Genomic DNA, 15522 nt, shown 5'->3' on the forward strand with positions numbered 1-15522 from the left:
CGGCCGGGGTCGTGCGCTGGGTGTCGCTCACGAGGGACGATTCTCTCACCGTCGTCGCCCGGCGGGCGGGCGCGCCGGGTCGCGGTCGTCCGGGCCGCTCGGCGGGGTGCTACCGAACTCGACCCGGTACCGGGACGGGCTGGTCCCGAGCCGCGCACGGAAGTGGTGGCGCAGGGACTCCGCGGAGCCGAGGCCCGCGGCGTCTGCGACCCGGTCCACGGCGAGGTCGGTCGTCTCGAGGAGCTCGCGCGCCCGGTCGACGCGCTGGTCCAGCAGCCACCGCACCGGGCTGAGACCCGTGCGTGCGGCGAACCGGCGCGTGAAGGTGCGCCGTGACGTCCCGGCCGCGCGCGCCCACGAGTCCAGCGAGATCGGCTCGTCGAGGTGCGACCGCGCCCAGACCATCGCGAGCTCGACGGGGTCGGCGGTGTCCTCCGGGGGCACCGGGGCGGGGACGAACTGCGCCTGCCCGCCCGTGCGGTGTGGCGCGAGAACGAGCGCCCGCGCGACCCGGGCCGCGACTCGTGCCCCGTGGTCGCGGCGCACCAGGTGGAGGCAGCAGTCGAGCGCGGCCGCGGTGCCGGCGGACGTCACGACGTCCCCGTGGTCCACCCACAGGACGTCGCTGCGGACCGTGACGGCCGGGTGGTCCCGGCCGAGCCGCTCGGCCGCGCGCCAGTGCGTCACGACCTCCCGCCCGTCCGCCACACCGCTCGCCGCCACGAGGAACGCGCCCAGGCACAGCCCGACCACGCGGGCGCCTCGTGCGTGCGCGGCCCGCACCGCGGCCAGGAGCGCGGGTGGCGGCTCGACGTCGTGGTGCCAGCTCGGCAGCACGACGGTCGCCGCGTCCTCGATCGCCTCGAGCCCGTGGTCGACGTGGACAGCGAAGCCGGCCGACGTCGCGAGGCGACCGGGCGTCGGCGCGCACACCACGACGTCGTACGCGGCCCCGGCGAGGGCGTCGGAGCCGAGGACGAGGCCGGGGACGGCGAGGTGGAACGGGCTGATGCCGTCGAACGCGACGACGGCGACGCGCTCGGGTCGCCCGGCGGGCTCGCGGGCAGGCGCTCCGGTAGGTACTCGCGTGGGCGCTCCGGTGGCCGCCGAGGAGGGCACCACGACGCCGGCAGGGGCCAGGGCAGGCATGGCCCGATCCTACCGATCATCGCCCTGCGGGCCACTGTCCCGTCCCCGTCCCGCGCGGGAGGCTCGACCCATGACCACCGCACCGCACCCCGTTCCCCGGCCCGGCGAGCGCGCGCCCGCGACGCCCGGCGGGCTCACCCTGCTGCACGTCGGCGGGCCGGCGCTCCTGCTCCGCCTCGGCGGGCTGACGATCGTCTCCGACCCGGGCTTCGACACGCCCCGCGACTACCCGCGCCCCGGCGGCGGCACGACCACCCGCCTGGACGGCCCGGCCACGACTCCCGACGCGCTCGGCCCGCTCGACGTCGCGCTCGTCTCCCACGACCAGCACGTCGACAACCTCGACCTCAGCGGCCGGGCGCTCCTGCCCGACGTGCCGTGCGTCCTCACGACCCCCGCGGGCGCGGCGCGGCTCGAGCCCGACGTCCCGGGCGTCGTCGGGCTCGCGCCGTGGGAGTCGACGGCCGTGCCCCGACCCGACGGCGGCACGCTGCGCGTCACCGGCGTCCCCGCGCGCCACGGACCGGAAGGTGCCGAGCGCGTGCTCGGCGACGTCACCGGGTTCGTCCTCGACGGCGACGGCCTCCCCCGCGTCTACCTGTCCGGGGACAACGCCGCCCCCGGCCTCGTCGCGGAGATCCCCGACCGCGTCGGGCCCGTCGACGTCGCGATCGTCCACGCGGGCGCCGCGCGCGTCCCCGCGATCCTCGACGGCGCGGCGCTCACGCTCGACGGCGCGGGCGTGGTCGAGGTCGCGCGGCTCCTGCGGGCGCGCGTCGTCGTCCCGGTGCACGCCGAGGGGTGGGCGCACTTCAGCGAGTCGGTCGCCGACGTCGAGCGGGCGTTCGCGGCCGCCGGGCTGACCGACGTCCTGCGCGTCCCGACGCCCGGCGTCGCCCTCCGGCTGTGACGGCCCCGTGCGGCTCCCCGGGTCGGGCGCACCCGGCAAGGCGCCGCCCCGCCCTCACCAGGCGGCGAGCGTCCGGTCCGTCTCGAAGCGCCGCTCGCGCCCCGTGAGGGGGTCGACGAAGGCGAGCGACCGCGACACGAGCTGCAGCGGGCGCGTGTAGTCGTCCGGCGCGACGTCGTACGGCTCGGGGTAGAAGTTGTCGTGCAGGATCGGCACCCCGAGCCGCGCCATGTGCAGCCGGAGCTGGTGCGTCTTGCCGCTGTGCGGCTCCAGCCGGTAGCGCGCGAGACCGCGGGTCGCGTCCGCCTCGATCACGTCGACGCGGCTCTCCGCGTTGGGCTCACCGTCGACCTCCTCCGCGCGCATGACGCCGCGCCGCTTGACGATGCGGCTGCACACCGTCGCGGGCACGTCCAGCGCCGGGTCGAAGGGGGCGACCGCCTCGTACGTCTTGCGCACCTCGCGCCGCGCGAAGAGCTCCTGGTACGCGCCGCGCACCTGCGGGCGCAGCGTGAGCAGCAGGACGCCCGCGGTCACGCGGTCGAGCCGGTGGGCCGGGCTGAGGTCGGGCAGGTCGAGGTCGCGGCGCAGCCGCACGAGCACCGACCGCGCCACGTACGACCCTCGCGGGATCGTCGCGAGGAAGTGCGGCTTGTCGACGACGAGCAGGTCCCGGTCGCGGTGCAGCACGCGGACCTCGAACGGCACCTCGGGCTCGACCGGCGGGTCGCGGTAGAGGAACACGAAACCGCGCGGCTCGTACGGGGTGGTCGGGTCGACCGGACGGCCTCGGCCGTCCACGACCTCGCCCGCCGCCACCTTCTCGGCCAGGCGGTCCGCGTCGTCCGGGAAGCGGTGGCGCACGTAGTCGAGCGTGCGCGTGTACCGCGCGACGCTCTCGGCGTCGTGCGGCAGCACGAGGCGCGTCGGGTTGAGGCCGTCGCGCACGGGGAGGGGGACCACGCCACCACGGTACCGGCGCACCCCGGCCCGCGACCCTCACCTCCGCGACGCCCCGCCGCTCCCCACCGTCACGGCACCCCGCCCACCGCCGCCGTCCGCGCGGAACGTCGGCGCTCGGAGCACCCCCGGCGCTAGAACCCCTCGCTCCGTGCCGCGAGCAGCTCGGCGACGACGGCGGGCACAGCACCGGCGACGTCGAGCGCGGCGACCGGGCCGCCCGGGTTCGCCCGCTCCGCCGCGAGGCCGTGGACCACCGCGGCGACCGCCGCGAGCTCCGCGGCGAGACCCGGCTCGTGCACGACCCGCTCGGAATGCGCGGCGAGCACCGTGCCGAGGATCCCCGCGAGCACGTCGCCCGCGCCCGCCGTCGCGAGCCACGCGGGCGCGTCGGACTGTGACCACGCGCCCTCCGGCCCGACGACGACGGTCGCCGACCCCTTGAGCAGCACCGTCGCCCCGGTGGCCGCGTGCGCGCGCCGCGCCCACCGCAGCGGCTCCGCCTCGACGTCGGCGCGCGTCACGTCGTCGCCGCGCGACCGCAGCAGCGTCGCGAGCTCGCCGGCGTGCGGGGTGAGGACGGCCGACGGCGGGCACCGCTCGGGCAGCAGCGACAGCGCCCCGGCGTCGACCACCACGGGCACGCGCGGCCCCGCGACGTCCGCGGCGAGCTCTCCGGTGGCGGCGGCGAGCGCGGAGCCGATGCGGTCGTGCTGGCCGCCGTCGCCCGCCGGCTCGTCGTCGGGGCCCGGCACGGGCGGCACGCCGGGTCCGAGCACCCAGGACTGCACGCGGCCCGCGGCGGGCACCACCTCGGGCCGGGCGGCGAGCACCGCGCGCGTGACGTCGTCCGGTCCGCGGAAGCGGACCATCCCCGCGCCCGCGCGAACGGCGGCGCTCGTCACGAGCACCGCGGCGCCCGGGTAGGTCGACGTGCCCGCGACGACGCCGACGACGCCGCGCGTGTACTTGTGGTCGGTCGGTCCCGGCACGACCCACCGCGCCGCGACGTCCGCGGGCTCGAGGCGTCGGACGACGGGCCGCGCGGCGTCCCCGTCCTCGCTCCGCACGCGGTCGGCGAGGCGCAGCCCGATGTCGACGACCGCGCCGCGCCCCGCGAGGTGCGTCGCGGGCGGCAGCAGGAGGCCGGGCTTCGCCGCTCCGAACGTCACCGTGCGGTCCGCCCGCAGTACGGGCCCGGGCACGGTGCCGTCGTCGACGCCGATGCCGCTCGGCGCGTCCACCGCGACGACCCAGGGGCGACCGCGCCCCCCGGACCCGGCACGGAGCTCGATGCCCGGCCCGGGCCGACCGTCGAGCCCGGCGCGCCCGTCGAGCCCGGCGCGCGCGCCGTCGTCGAGCACGGCGGAGACGCGCGCCACGAGGTCCCCCGCGACGCCGCGGAGCGGACCCCGGGACCCGATGCCGACGAGACCGTCCAGCACGACGTCGGCCCGCGCGACCTGCGAAGCGACCCGGTCGGCGACGTGCGCGTCCAGATGGTCGTGCGGCCGGTCCGCGCGGCTCGCGTCGTCGGGGCTGCCGACCAGCACCTCGACGCGCCCGCCCGCGTCCCGGAGCGCCGCGAGCCCGCCCGGGTGCGCGTGCTCACCGGTCAGGACGGCCAGCACCTCGACGCCCCGGCGCGCGAGGTACGCGCCCGCGTGGAGCGTGTCACCGCCGTTGTTGCCCGACCCCACGAGCAGGACCGCCCGGGCGCCCGTGACGCGCCCGTCCCGACGACCGCCGTCGGGCAGGGCGACCGACCGTCGTCGCGCGAGGTCGCGCGCGACGACGGTCGCGAGCGCGAAAGCGGCACGCTCCATGAGCGGGGCGCCCGCCGCGAGCAGGGGTTCCTCGGCGGCACGCACGTCGGCGACGGACCAGGCTTCGATCATGACCTCATCCTGCCCACCGCGGGGACTCGTCGCCTGCCCGGCGCCCGCCCGCGGCGGCTCGGCGACCGGGACGGCACCCACACCGTCGGGGTCGTCCGGGCGAGGAGACCGAGGGACGAGACGGACGACGCGACGGGCTGCGGGCTCCGCCTGCCCGCATAGGGTGACGACCATGCGATTCGGACTCTTCATCCCCCAGGGCTGGCGCTACGACCTCGTCGACGTCGCGCCCGCGGACCACTGGAAGACGATGCTCTCGCTCCTCCACTACGCCGACAACGCCGCGGCGGGCGAGCCGCTGCCGGGCGGCGAGTTCGCGTGGGACGGCGTGTGGGTCTACGACCACTTCCACACCACCCCGACCCCGAGCACGGAGGCGACGCACGAGGCGTGGACGCTCTTGGCGGCGTTCGCAGCGGCGTCGCAGCGCGTCCGACTCGGCCAGATGTGCACGTGCATGGCGTACCGGGACCCGACGTACCTGGCGAAGGTCGCCGCGACCGTCGACCACGTCTCCGGCGGGCGGCTCGAGATGGGCATCGGCGCGGGCTGGTACGAGCACGAGTGGCGCGCCTACGGGTACGGGTTCCCGAGCGCGGGCGAGCGCCTGCGCGCGCTCGACGAGGGCGTCCAGATCATGTCCCGCATGTGGCGGACCGGGTCGTCGGGCACGTTCGACGGCGAGCGCTACCAGGTGGACGGCGCGCTCTGCTACCCGCAGCCGCTGCAGCGCGTCGCCGTGGACGGCGAGGGTGCCCGCCCGAGCATCCCGCTGTGGATCGCGGGCGGCGGCGAGAAGAAGACCCTGCGGATCGCCGCGCAGCACGCGCAGTACACCAACTTCGACGGCTCTCCCGAGGGCTTCGCGCACAAGTCGGCGGTGCTCGAGGAGCACTGCCGCGACCTCGGCCGCGACTTCGGCGAGATCACGCGGTCGGCCAACTACAACGTCGTCGTCGGCGAGACCGAGCGGGACGTCGCGGACCGGCTCGCCCGGATCGAGGACCACGCCCGCCGGTACTTCCCGGAGAAGGCCGACGACAACGTCGCGACGTGGCGCAACGGCCCCCTCGTCGGGACGCCGGAACAGATCGTCGAGACGCTCACGGGCCTGCGCGACCAGGGCCTCGGCTACGCGATCGGCTACTTCCCCTTCGCCGCGACCGACCGCGACCAGCTCGACCTCTTCCAGCGCCAGGTCATCCCGGCCATCCAGTCCTGACCGCCGTACCTTGCGGGCATGAAGAGGGCCCGGTTCTCGGCCGAGAACCGGGCCCTTTTCATGCCCACAGCACGCGGCAGTCGGTCAGCCCTCGGCGACGACTATGGCCGACGCGATGCCCGCGTCGTGGGAGATGCTCAGGTGCCAGGCCGTGATGCCGAGCGCGTCCGCGCGCGCCGCGACCGTGCCCGTGATCTCGACCTCCGGCGGGCCGCCGACGACCCGGTGCACCGTCGCGTCGTGCCAGCGCATGCCCGCGGGAGCCCCCAGCGCCTTGGCGATGGCCTCCTTCGCGGCGAACCGCGCGGCGAGCGACGCCGGCGGGAGGTCGCGCTCGGCGGGCGTGAACAGCTTCTCGCGGAGCCGGGGCGTCCGCTCGAGGGTCTCCATGAACCGGGCGACGTCCACGACGTCGATCCCCACGCCCTTGATCATGCGCCCACCCTACGGCCGGACGCCCGCCCCACCGTCCCCGGACCAGGCGATCCCGCCACCACGAGCAGGTGGTCCTGGCTCGTCCGGGAGACCGGACGAACCAGGACCACCTGGTCGGCGAGCGGCGGGGTCGGGAGACGGCTACTCGACCGTGACCGACTTCGCGAGGTTGCGCGGCTGGTCGACGTCGAGGCCCTTGGCCGTCGCGAGCGCCATCGCGAAGATCTGCAGCGGCACGACGGCCAGCAGCGGCGAGAGCAACGTGGCCGACTCGGGGATCCAGAAGATCTCGTCCGCGTAGGGGCGCACGGCGTCGTCCCCGTCCTCGGCGATGACGAGCGTCCGCGCACCGCGGGCCCGGATCTCCTGGATGTTCGAGATGACCTTCGAGTGCAGGCCCTCGCGGCCCTTCGGCGACGGCACGACGACGAACACCGGCTGGCCCTCGTCGATGAGCGCGATCGGCCCGTGCTTGAGCTCGCCCGCCGCGAAGCCCTCGGCATGGATGTACGCGAGCTCCTTGAGCTTGAGCGCGCCCTCGAGCGCGACCGGGAACCCGACGTGCCGGCCGAGGAACAGCACGGACTTCGCGTCCTTCATGGACCGGGCGGTCGCGCGCACGTACTCGCCGCGCTCGATGACCGTCTGGATCTTGCGCGGCATGTCGCGCAGGTCCTCGAGGATCGCCGAGATCTCGTCGGGGAACTTGTTCCCGCGCAGCTGCGCCAGGTAGAGCCCCAGCAGGTAGGCGGCGGTGATCTGCGAGAGGAACGCCTTGGTCGACGCGACCGCGATCTCCGGGCCGGCGTGCGTGTAGAGCACGGCGTCGGACTCGCGCGGGATGGTCGACCCGTGCGTGTTGACGATCGAGATGACCTTGGCGCCCTGCTCGCGCGCGTGGCGCACGGCCATGAGCGTGTCCATCGTCTCGCCGGACTGGGTCACGGCGACGACGAGCGTCTTCTCGTCGACGATCGGGTCGCGGTAGCGGAACTCGTGCGCGAGCTCGACCTCGACCGGGATGCGGCACCAGTGCTCGATCGCGTACTTCGCGACGTGGCCCGAGTACGCGGCGGTCCCGCACGCGACGACGATGATCTTGTCGACCGAGCGGAGCACGGCCTCGTCGATGCGCAGGTCGTCGAGCACGAGCTTGCCCGACGGGTCCGTCCGGCCGAGCAGGGTGTCCGCGACCGCGTGGGGCTGGTCGTGGATCTCCTTGTCCATGAAGGACGAGAAGCCGCCCTTCTCCGCGGCGGCCGCGTCCCAGTCGACCGTGTACCGCTTGGCCTCGGCGGGGTTCCCGTCGAAGTCGCTCACCTCGACCGACGTCGGGGTGATCGTGACGATCTGGTCCTGCCCGAGCTCGAGCGCCTCCTTGGTGTGGGAGATGAACGCCGCGACGTCGGAGCCGAGGAAGTTCTCCCCCTCGCCGAGCCCGACCACGAGGGGCGAGTCGTGCCGCGCGCCCACGACCGTGTCGGGCGAGTCGGCGTGCACGGCGAGGAGCGTGAACGTGCCCTCGAGCCGGCGCGCGACCTGGCCCATGGCGAGCGTGAGGTCCTTGGTCTCGCGGTAGGCACGGGCCAGGAGCTGCGCCGCGACCTCGGTGTCCGTCTCGGACCGGAAGAGCACGCCCTCGGCGAGCAGCTCGGACTTGAGCGTCGCGAAGTTCTCGACGATCCCGTTGTGGATCACGGCGAGGCGGTCGTCGTCCGCGAGGTGCGGGTGCGCGTTCGTGTCGGTGGGGCCGCCGTGCGTCGCCCACCGCGTGTGGCCGATCGACGCGGTCGCGGCGGGCAGCGGGTGCAGGTCGATCTCCTCGACCAGGTTCGCGAGCTTGCCCGACTTCTTCGCGAACGCGACGGCCTCGACCCCGGGCGCGACGAGCGCGACCCCGGCCGAGTCGTAGCCGCGGTACTCGAGCCGTCCGAGTCCTTCGAGAGCGACGTCGAGGGGTCGCCCCGAGGCCTCTCCGACCATGGTTCCAGGGCCTACGTAGCCCACGATTCCGCACATGGTGATCGAGTCTATCCACGGTGCGACCGGCCTCGGGAGCGGCGAGATTCCGCGGGTTTTGGTGACCACCGCTGCCATATTCGGGAGGGGCTCGACCGGGCTCGCGGCACGACCGGCCCGCACGATCCGGCAGAATCGCCGGGTGGACAGTTCTCCCCGTCCGACCGACACGACCGGGCCGACCGGGCTCACGACCGACGCCGCGGACCGCGCGACGAGCACGGAGCCCGACCCGTCCGACCTCCTCCCGGCCCGGCTCGCCGCGCCGTCCGCGTCGCCGTACGTCGACCTCGACCGGGCGGTGTGGAGCCGCCTGTCGGAGTCGACGCCGCTGCCGCTGACGGACGACGACGTCACCCGGCTGCGCGGGCTCGGCGACCCGATCGACCTCGCGGAGGTCGACGCCGTCTACCGCCCGCTGTCGCGCCTGCTCAACCTCTACGTGACCGCGACGTCCGGGCTGCACGAGGCGACGTCGACGTTCCTCCGCGAGGACACGGGCAACACGCCGTACGTCATCGGCGTCGCGGGGTCGGTGGCCGTGGGCAAGTCCACGACGGCGCGCGTGCTGCGCGAGATGCTGGCCCGCTGGCCCGAGACGCCGCGCGTCGAGCTCATCACGACCGACGGGTTCCTCTACCCCAACGCGGAGCTCGCGCGCCGCGGGCTCATGGAGCGCAAGGGCTTCCCCGAGTCCTACGACCGGCGCGCGCTCATCCGGTTCCTGTCCCGGGTCAAGGCGGGCCACGCCGAGGTCCGGGCCCCCGTCTACGACCACCTCACGTACGACATCGTCCCGGGGGCCGAGACGGTCGTGCGCAAGCCGGACGTCCTGGTCGTCGAGGGCCTGAACGTCCTGCAGCCGGCGCGCCCGAGCGCGCACGACGAGTCCACGGTCGCGGTGTCCGACTTCTTCGACTTCTCGATCTACGTCGACGCCCGCACCCGCAACATCCGGCAGTGGTACGTCGACCGGTTCCTCGCCCTGCGCCGCACCGCGTTCGCGCGCCCCGAGTCGTACTTCCGCCGCTACGCGGACCTCACGGACGAGCAGGCGGTCGAGAAGGCGAAGTCGATCTGGGACTCGATCAACGCACCGAACCTCGAGCAGAACATCCTGCCGACGCGCGGGCGGGCGACCCTCGTCCTCACGAAGGGCTCGGACCACTCGGTCCAGCGCGTCCGGCTGCGCAAGCTCTGACCCAGCGGGCCCCCGGGGGGCCGCGGCCCGCCCCCTCAGGACGCGCGCGGGGTGGCGCCGGGCCGCTCCGAGGCGGTCGCTCCCGGCGCCCCCGACGACGGCGCACCCGGCGGCTCGGACGTGCTCGGCCCCGGCGCGGCGGACGACGTCGGGACGGCCCCCGCGTCCGGAGACGTCCCGGCCGCGGCACCCGCGTCCGGGACGGCGGGCGTCGTGGCCGCCGCCGTCGGCAGCTCCCCCTTGCGACGTCCCCGCATCATGAGGACGCGGTCGATGACGAACCCGGAGGCGATCCCCAGCACGACCCCGACGACCATGGCGAGCAGCGGCTCGTGCCCCAGCCACTGCGCGGCCGCGTAGCCGATGAGGACGGAGTACACCGCCCACGTCACGGCCGCGATGCCGGAGAACGCCATGAAGCGGCGGCGGGGGTAGCCCACCGCCCCGGCGGTCATGTTGACGGCGACCCGGCCGACGGGGATGTAGCGGGCCGCGAGGATGAACGACGCCCCGCGGTGGGCGAGCGCGCGCTCCGCCCACGCGACGGCCTTGCGCCCCCGCGGGGTGCGCAGGAACCGCACGCGGTCCGTGCCGATCGCCCGCCCGATCGCGAAGGCGATCTGGTCGCCGGTCCAGGCCCCGGCCGCGGCGACCAGGAGCACGAGGAGCAGGTTGGGCTCGCCGGTCGCGTGCGCGGACACGGCGAGCGTGATGACGACGGACTCGCTGGGGATGGGCGGGAAGAAACCGTCGATCGTCGCGAAGCCGAACAGCGCGGGGTAGATCCACGCGGACGCCGCGAGGGCGAGAATCCAGGTCTCCAGATTCTCCAGGAAGGTCGAGACGGCCTCGGTCAACGGCGTCCTCGTTCGTCGGCTGGCGGGGAGGCCAGGCAGGTGGCGGCGGCAGGTCGGTCGTCCTGCACCAGGACAAGCCTACGGAGCGCGAGGACGTCGACCATCAGGGAAACCCCCGGTTCACCCCCGAGGATTCCCGCGCAGCGGACGCTGCGCCCGGTGACGAGTCTCCCGGGGGTGAGCGCGCGGCGTCGTCATCCCGACGAACGACTTCGCCCGACGAGGGCGTACGTCGTGAGGACCAGGCCCTCCACCTGCTCAGCCGTCACGGCGGCGCGGGTGCCGCGTGCTGCGCAGCGGCTCGGCGGTGCGCGGGTCCTGCGGCCACGCGTGCTTGGGGTAGCGGCCGCGCAGCTCGGCCCGCACCTGCGGGTAGCCCTGCACCCAGAACGAGGCCAGGTCGGCCGTGACCGCGGCAGGTCGACCCGCCGGGGACAGCAGGTGCAGCAGCACGGGCACGCGTCCGTCGGCGACCCGGGGCGTGCTCGCCCAGCCGAACGTCTCCTGGAGCCGGACCGCGAGCACGGGCTGGTCCTGGTCGTAGGCCACCGCCACGCGCGACCCGCTCGGGACCTCGATCCGCTCGGGCGCGAGCGCGTCGAGCCGAGCAGCCTCCGGCCACGGCAGCAGGCGGCGCAGCGCGCCCGCGAGGTCGGTGCTCTTCCCTCGTGCGACGGCGGGGACGTCGGGGCCCAGCCAGGCGTCCAGGCCGTCCAGGAGCGCGTCGTCGCCGACGTCGGGCCACGGGTCGCCCAGCACGCGGTGCAGGAAGCGCAGGCGGTCCCGCAGCCGGAGCGCGCCGTCCGACCACGCGAGGCTCGCGAGGCCGTCCCGGCGCAGCCCGTCGCGCACGGTCGCGAGCACCAGGTCCGCGGGCGGGTCGCGCCACGGCTCGCGCACGAGCTCGATCGCGCCGAGCGACGTCACCCGCGTGGCGCGCACGCGCCCGCCGGACCACTCGGCGACACCGGACGACCGCAGCTCGGGTGCGGCGGCGGCGCGCGCCGTCGCCTCGTCGACCGGTGCGGCGGACCGCACGACGGCGTCCGCCCGGCCCGCCGCGCGGTCCACGTCCGCGACCGCGAGCCACGGCGCGCCCTGCAGCGGCGAGCCCGGGGGCAGTCGCGCGCCCGCCCCCGAGACGAGGAGGTACGTCTCGCCGCCCGGGCGCAGGCGGGCCAGGCGGTCCGGGTGGGCGAGCGCGACGACGTGCCCGACGGCGACGTCGTCGGTGAGCCGGTCGTGCGCGGCCGGGCCCGGGGTCGCGGTCGGGTGCGCCGCGGCGGCGCGCGCGACCCGTTCGAGCCGGTCCCGCTGCGCCGCCCAGGTACCCGAGCCCGGACCACCGCGGCGCAGCGCACGCAGCGCGGCCGGCAGGTCGGCGCCCGGCACGCGCACGTCCTCCGTGAGCAGCGCCACGACCTCCGCCGCGCGCCGCGCGCCGACCTCGGGGGCGGCGTCGAGCAGCGCCCGGGCGCGGCGCGGGTCGGCGGGGACGTCGGCGATGCGGCGCCCGAGCGGCGTCACCCCGTCCGGCCCGACGGCGCCCAGCCCGTGCAGCACCTCGCGCGCCGCGGTCCAGGCGGCCGCGGGCGGCGGGTCCAGCAGCGCGAGGCCCGAGCCGTCGGGACTGCCCCAGCACGCGAGCTCGAGCGCGAAGCCCGTGAGGTCCGCGGTGCGGATCTCGGGCTCCGGGTGCCGTGCGAGGCGCGCGTGGTCGCCCTCCGACCAGCACCGGTACACCGCTCCCGGCCCCTCGCGCCCGGCGCGCCCCGCACGCTGCTCGGCACCGGCCCGGCTGACCGCGACGGTCACGAGGCCGGGCAGCCCTCGGCGGACGTCCGTGCGCGGCTCGCGGGCGAGCCCGGCGTCCACGACGACCCGGACCCCCGGCACGGTGAGCGACGACTCCGCGACCGCGGTCGAGACCACGACACGGCGCCGTGGGCCGGGCTCGAGCGCGCGGTCCTGCTCGTGCGAGGGCAGCCGGCCGTGCAGCGGGCGCACGTCGACGTCCGCCGAGCCGCGTCCGAGCCGGCTCGACACGACGTCGACCTCGCGCGCGCCCGGGACGAACACCAGGACGTCGCCGTCCCGCTCGCGCAGCGCACGATGCGTCGTGGCGACCACGTGGTCGAGCAGCGCGTCCGAGGTGCCCCGGGCGTCGGTACGCGGACCGGGCGCGGGGCACCAGACGACGTCGACCGGGTGCAGCCCGCCCTCGACCTGGACCACGGGGACCGGTCCTGCGCCCCCGCCGAGCGCTCGGGCCGTCCGCCCCGCCTCGACCGTCGCGGACATCGCGACGAGCGCGAGGTCGTCGCGCAGGTTCTCGCGCACGTCCGCCAGGAGCGCGAGCGCGAGGTCGTCGTCCAGGTGACGCTCGTGCACCTCGTCGAGCACGACGCCCGCCACGCCCGGCAGCTCGGGGTCGCGCTGGAGCCGGCGGACGAGAGTGCCCGTGGTGACGACCTCCACCCGGGTGCGCCTCGACGTCCGCGACTCGCCCCGCACGGTGTAGCCGACGGTTCCCCCGAGGTCCTCCCCGAGCAGGGACGCGAGCCGGCGTGCCGCCGCCCGGGCCGCGAGACGCCGCGGCTGGGTCACGACGACCCGACCGTCCCGGGCGCCCTCCAGGGCGGCCGCGAGCGCCGGCGGGACGAGCGTCGTCTTGCCGGTCCCGGGAGGCGCCTGCACGACGACGGCCCCCACCGCGTGCACGGCGGAGACCACGTCGGTCAGGTGGCGCCCCACCGGCAGGTCGGGCGGCGCGGCGAGGAGTCGGGTGAGCGGATCCACCCCGGTAGTCTCGCGCGGCGGACCGCACGGGCCGAACGGCGGGCCGGCCGCCGGGACCGCGACCGGTCCTAGCGAGCCCCGCCCGGGAGCCGCGCGACCCCGAGCGTGGACGCGAGGGTGCGCAGGTCGGCCGCGTCGACGTAGAGCTCGCCGCGCAGGTGGTCGGTCTCGTGCTGGACGATCCTGGCCGGCCAGCCGGTCAGCACGTCGTCGAAGGGCTCGCCCGCCTCGTCCTGCCCGGTGAGGCGCACCGAGCGGGCGCGCGTCCGCTCCGCCTGCCAGCCGTGCACGGAGAGGCACCCCTCGAAGAACGTCCGCGTCTCGTCGCCGACGGCCTCGTACCGGGGGTTGACGAGCACCCGGAACGCCAGCGGGGGACGCTCGCGCTCGTCGTCCACGTCGGGCGTGCCCGGGTCCTCGACGACGGCGACCGCCAGGCCGATCCCGACCTGCGGCGCCGCGAGGCCCACCCCGGGAGCGGCGTGCATCGTCGCGCGCATCGCGTCGAGGAAGCGCGGCAGCACGTCGCCGAGCTGCCCCGCGTAGGGCACGGCCGGCGTGCGCAGCACCGGGTGCCCGGCCTGCACGATCGGGAGGACGCCGTCGTCGTACGTGTCGAGGAGCGCGACCACGTGCGCGCGCAGCGCGTCGTCGACCCCCTGCCGCACGCCCGTCGTCTCCCGGTCGGTCGTCGGTCCCGTCGCGCTCACAGCGCGAGCCGGTCCCGCACGACGCCCGCGAGCCGCGCCGCGACCGCGTCGGCCTGCTGCTGCGTCGCCGCCTCGACCATGACGCGGACGAGCGGCTCGGTGCCCGACGGGCGCAGCAGGACGCGACCCGTCTCGCCGAGGGTCCGCTCCGCGTCCGCGACGGCGGCCTGGAGCTCCTCGTCGCTCGACGCACGCGCCTTGTCCACGCCGGGGACGTTGAGGAGCGTCTGCGGGAGCCGCTGCACGACGCCCGCCAGGTCGGCGAGCTTCTGACCGGTCGCCCGCACGCGCGCCGCGAGCTGGAGGGCCGTGAGCACGCCGTCGCCCGTGGTCGCGTAACGCGACAGCACGATGTGCCCCGACTGCTCGCCCCCGAGGCCGTAGCCGTGCGCCCGCATCTCCTCCAGGACGTACCGGTCGCCGACGGCCGTCTGGACGGTCGAGATGCCCGCGTCGCGCATCGCGAGGAGGAGGCCGAGGTTGCTCATGACCGTGACGACGAGCGTGTCGTGCGGGAGCGCGCCCTCCTCCTTCAGCGCGAGCGCGAGGACGCCCATGATCTGGTCCCCGTCGACGACCGTCCCGCCGTGGTCGACCGCGACGCACCGGTCGGCGTCGCCGTCGAACGCGACGCCGAAGTCCGCCTCGGACGCCACCACGACGGCCTGGAGCTGCTCCGGGTGGTTCGAGCCGCACGCGGCGTTGATGTTGCGGCCGTCGGGGCTCGCGTTGATGACGACGACGTCGGCGCCGGCCGCGCGCAGGGCCGCGGGGCCGACGTCGCTCGCGGCGCCGTTCGCGCAGTCGACCGCGATCCGCAGGCCCGCGAGCGGCTTGTGGTCCTCGTCGGCCCCGATGCTCGCCATGAGGTGCTCGACGTACGCGCCGCCGGCGCGCCCCGAGTCCGGGGAGATCCGGCCCACCGAGCCGTGCGTGGGCCGCTCCCACTCCTGCCCGATCAGGCTCTCGATCCGGTCCTCGACCGCGTCGTCGAGCTTGACCCCGCCGCGCGCGAGGAACTTGATCCCGTTGTCCTGCATCGGGTTGTGGGAGGCCGAGATCACGACGCCGAAGTCGACGTCCATGGTGCTCGTCAGGTACGCGACGGCGGGCGTCGGGAGTACGCCCACGTCCTTCACGTCGACGCCCGCGCTCGCGAGACCCGCGATGAGCGCCGCGCCCAGGAACTCGCCCGAGACCCGCGTGTCGCGACCCACGACCGCGCGCGGACGGTGCCCCTCCTCCTGCCCGCTCCCGAGCACGCGCGCCGCCGCGACGCCGAGGTCGAGCGCGAGCTCGCCCGTCACGTTGCCGTTCGCCAGCCCGCGCACCCCGTCGGTGCCGAAAAGCCGTCCCATGGAA

12 protein-coding genes are annotated in these 15522 nt (G+C 75.9%); 3 read left to right on the forward strand and 9 right to left on the reverse strand.

Features of this window, described 5'->3' with window-relative positions; all coding sequences use genetic code 11:
* Nucleotides 1–45 precede the first annotated feature (45 nt).
* Nucleotides 46–1149 (reverse strand): GlxA family transcriptional regulator, encoded by a 1104-nt coding sequence (locus tag FIC82_RS16485; protein WP_154799227.1) that lies wholly within the window; start codon nt 1147–1149, stop codon nt 46–48.
* A 70-nt stretch (nt 1150–1219) separates the two neighbouring features.
* Here FIC82_RS16485 and FIC82_RS16490 point away from each other — a divergent pair, with 70 nt between their 5' ends.
* Nucleotides 1220–2059, forward strand: a complete 840-nt coding sequence (locus FIC82_RS16490; RefSeq protein WP_154799228.1) for an MBL fold metallo-hydrolase — start codon at nt 1220–1222, stop codon at nt 2057–2059.
* A 54-nt stretch (nt 2060–2113) separates the two neighbouring features.
* Here FIC82_RS16490 and FIC82_RS16495 read toward each other — a convergent pair whose 3' ends face one another.
* Both FIC82_RS16495 and FIC82_RS16500 read right to left on the reverse strand, forming a co-directional pair.
* The gene (locus tag FIC82_RS16495) at nt 2114–3022 is read right to left on the reverse strand and encodes a pseudouridine synthase (protein ID WP_253691235.1); all 909 of its coding nucleotides are present in this window, start codon (nt 3020–3022) and stop codon (nt 2114–2116) included.
* Between the two features lie 131 nt (nt 3023–3153).
* Nucleotides 3154–4917 carry a bifunctional ADP-dependent NAD(P)H-hydrate dehydratase/NAD(P)H-hydrate epimerase gene (locus tag FIC82_RS16500; RefSeq protein ID WP_154799229.1) on the reverse strand — a complete coding sequence of 588 codons (1764 nt, stop codon included), beginning with the start codon at nt 4915–4917 and terminating at the stop codon, nt 3154–3156.
* Between the two features lie 172 nt (nt 4918–5089).
* Here FIC82_RS16500 and FIC82_RS16505 point away from each other — a divergent pair, with 172 nt between their 5' ends.
* On the forward strand, nt 5090–6139 hold the full coding sequence (locus tag FIC82_RS16505) for an LLM class F420-dependent oxidoreductase (RefSeq protein ID WP_154799230.1): 1050 nt from the start codon (nt 5090–5092) through the stop codon (nt 6137–6139).
* An 84-nt stretch (nt 6140–6223) separates the two neighbouring features.
* On the opposite strand, the gene FIC82_RS16510 is transcribed toward FIC82_RS16505, so the two are convergent.
* Nucleotides 6224–6574, reverse strand: a complete 351-nt coding sequence (locus FIC82_RS16510; RefSeq protein ID WP_154799231.1) for a holo-ACP synthase — start codon at nt 6572–6574, stop codon at nt 6224–6226.
* Between the two features lie 141 nt (nt 6575–6715).
* Nucleotides 6716–8593, reverse strand: coding sequence for a glutamine--fructose-6-phosphate transaminase (isomerizing) (glmS, locus tag FIC82_RS16515; RefSeq protein ID WP_154799232.1), 1878 nt, complete (start codon nt 8591–8593; stop codon nt 6716–6718).
* A 301-nt stretch (nt 8594–8894) separates the two neighbouring features.
* On the opposite strand from glmS, the gene coaA reads away from it, so the two are divergent.
* Entirely contained in the window at nt 8895–9794 is a 900-nt protein-coding gene (gene coaA, locus FIC82_RS16520) for a type I pantothenate kinase (protein WP_253691884.1), read from the forward strand.
* Nucleotides 9795–9829: 35 nt separating this feature from the next.
* On the opposite strand, the gene FIC82_RS16525 is transcribed toward coaA, so the two are convergent.
* From FIC82_RS16525 to glmM, 4 genes are all read right to left on the reverse strand, one after another.
* Nucleotides 9830–10651 (reverse strand): DedA family protein, encoded by an 822-nt coding sequence (locus FIC82_RS16525; protein WP_216609921.1) that lies wholly within the window; start codon nt 10649–10651, stop codon nt 9830–9832.
* A gap of 258 nt (nt 10652–10909) precedes the next feature.
* Complete coding sequence (gene hrpB, locus FIC82_RS16530) at nt 10910–13450, reverse strand: ATP-dependent helicase HrpB (RefSeq protein WP_216609922.1); 2541 nt, start codon at nt 13448–13450, stop codon at nt 10910–10912.
* A 68-nt stretch (nt 13451–13518) separates the two neighbouring features.
* Nucleotides 13519–14160, reverse strand: coding sequence for a peptide deformylase (locus FIC82_RS16535; RefSeq protein ID WP_418884330.1), 642 nt, complete (start codon nt 14158–14160; stop codon nt 13519–13521).
* Nucleotides 14157–15518: a phosphoglucosamine mutase gene (gene glmM, locus FIC82_RS16540; protein WP_154799233.1), complete on the reverse strand. Its 1362-nt coding sequence runs from the start codon at nt 15516–15518 to the stop codon at nt 14157–14159. Before glmM ends, FIC82_RS16535 begins: the two co-directional genes overlap by 4 nt.
* Between the last annotated feature and the right edge of the window lie 4 nt (nt 15519–15522).

The sequence above is a fragment of the Cellulosimicrobium protaetiae genome (assembly GCF_009708005.2).
Taxonomy (GTDB): domain Bacteria; phylum Actinomycetota; class Actinomycetes; order Actinomycetales; family Cellulomonadaceae; genus Cellulosimicrobium; species Cellulosimicrobium protaetiae.

Bases quoted from the DNA above. Each gene is read 5' to 3' on its own strand.
- FIC82_RS16485 (WP_154799227.1), bottom strand. From the start codon at position 1,149: ATGCCTGCCCTGGCCCCTGCCGGCGTCGTGGTGCCCTCCTCGGCGGCC.
- FIC82_RS16490 (WP_154799228.1), top strand. From the start codon at position 1,220: ATGACCACCGCACCGCACCCCGTTCCCCGGCCCGGCGAGCGCGCGCCC.
- FIC82_RS16500 (WP_154799229.1), bottom strand. From the start codon at position 4,917: ATGATCGAAGCCTGGTCCGTCGCCGACGTGCGTGCCGCCGAGGAACCC.
- FIC82_RS16505 (WP_154799230.1), top strand. From the start codon at position 5,090: ATGCGATTCGGACTCTTCATCCCCCAGGGCTGGCGCTACGACCTCGTC.
- FIC82_RS16510 (WP_154799231.1), bottom strand. From the start codon at position 6,574: ATGATCAAGGGCGTGGGGATCGACGTCGTGGACGTCGCCCGGTTCATG.
- glmS (WP_154799232.1), bottom strand. From the start codon at position 8,593: ATGTGCGGAATCGTGGGCTACGTAGGCCCTGGAACCATGGTCGGAGAG.
- glmM (WP_154799233.1), bottom strand. From the start codon at position 15,518: ATGGGACGGCTTTTCGGCACCGACGGGGTGCGCGGGCTGGCGAACGGC.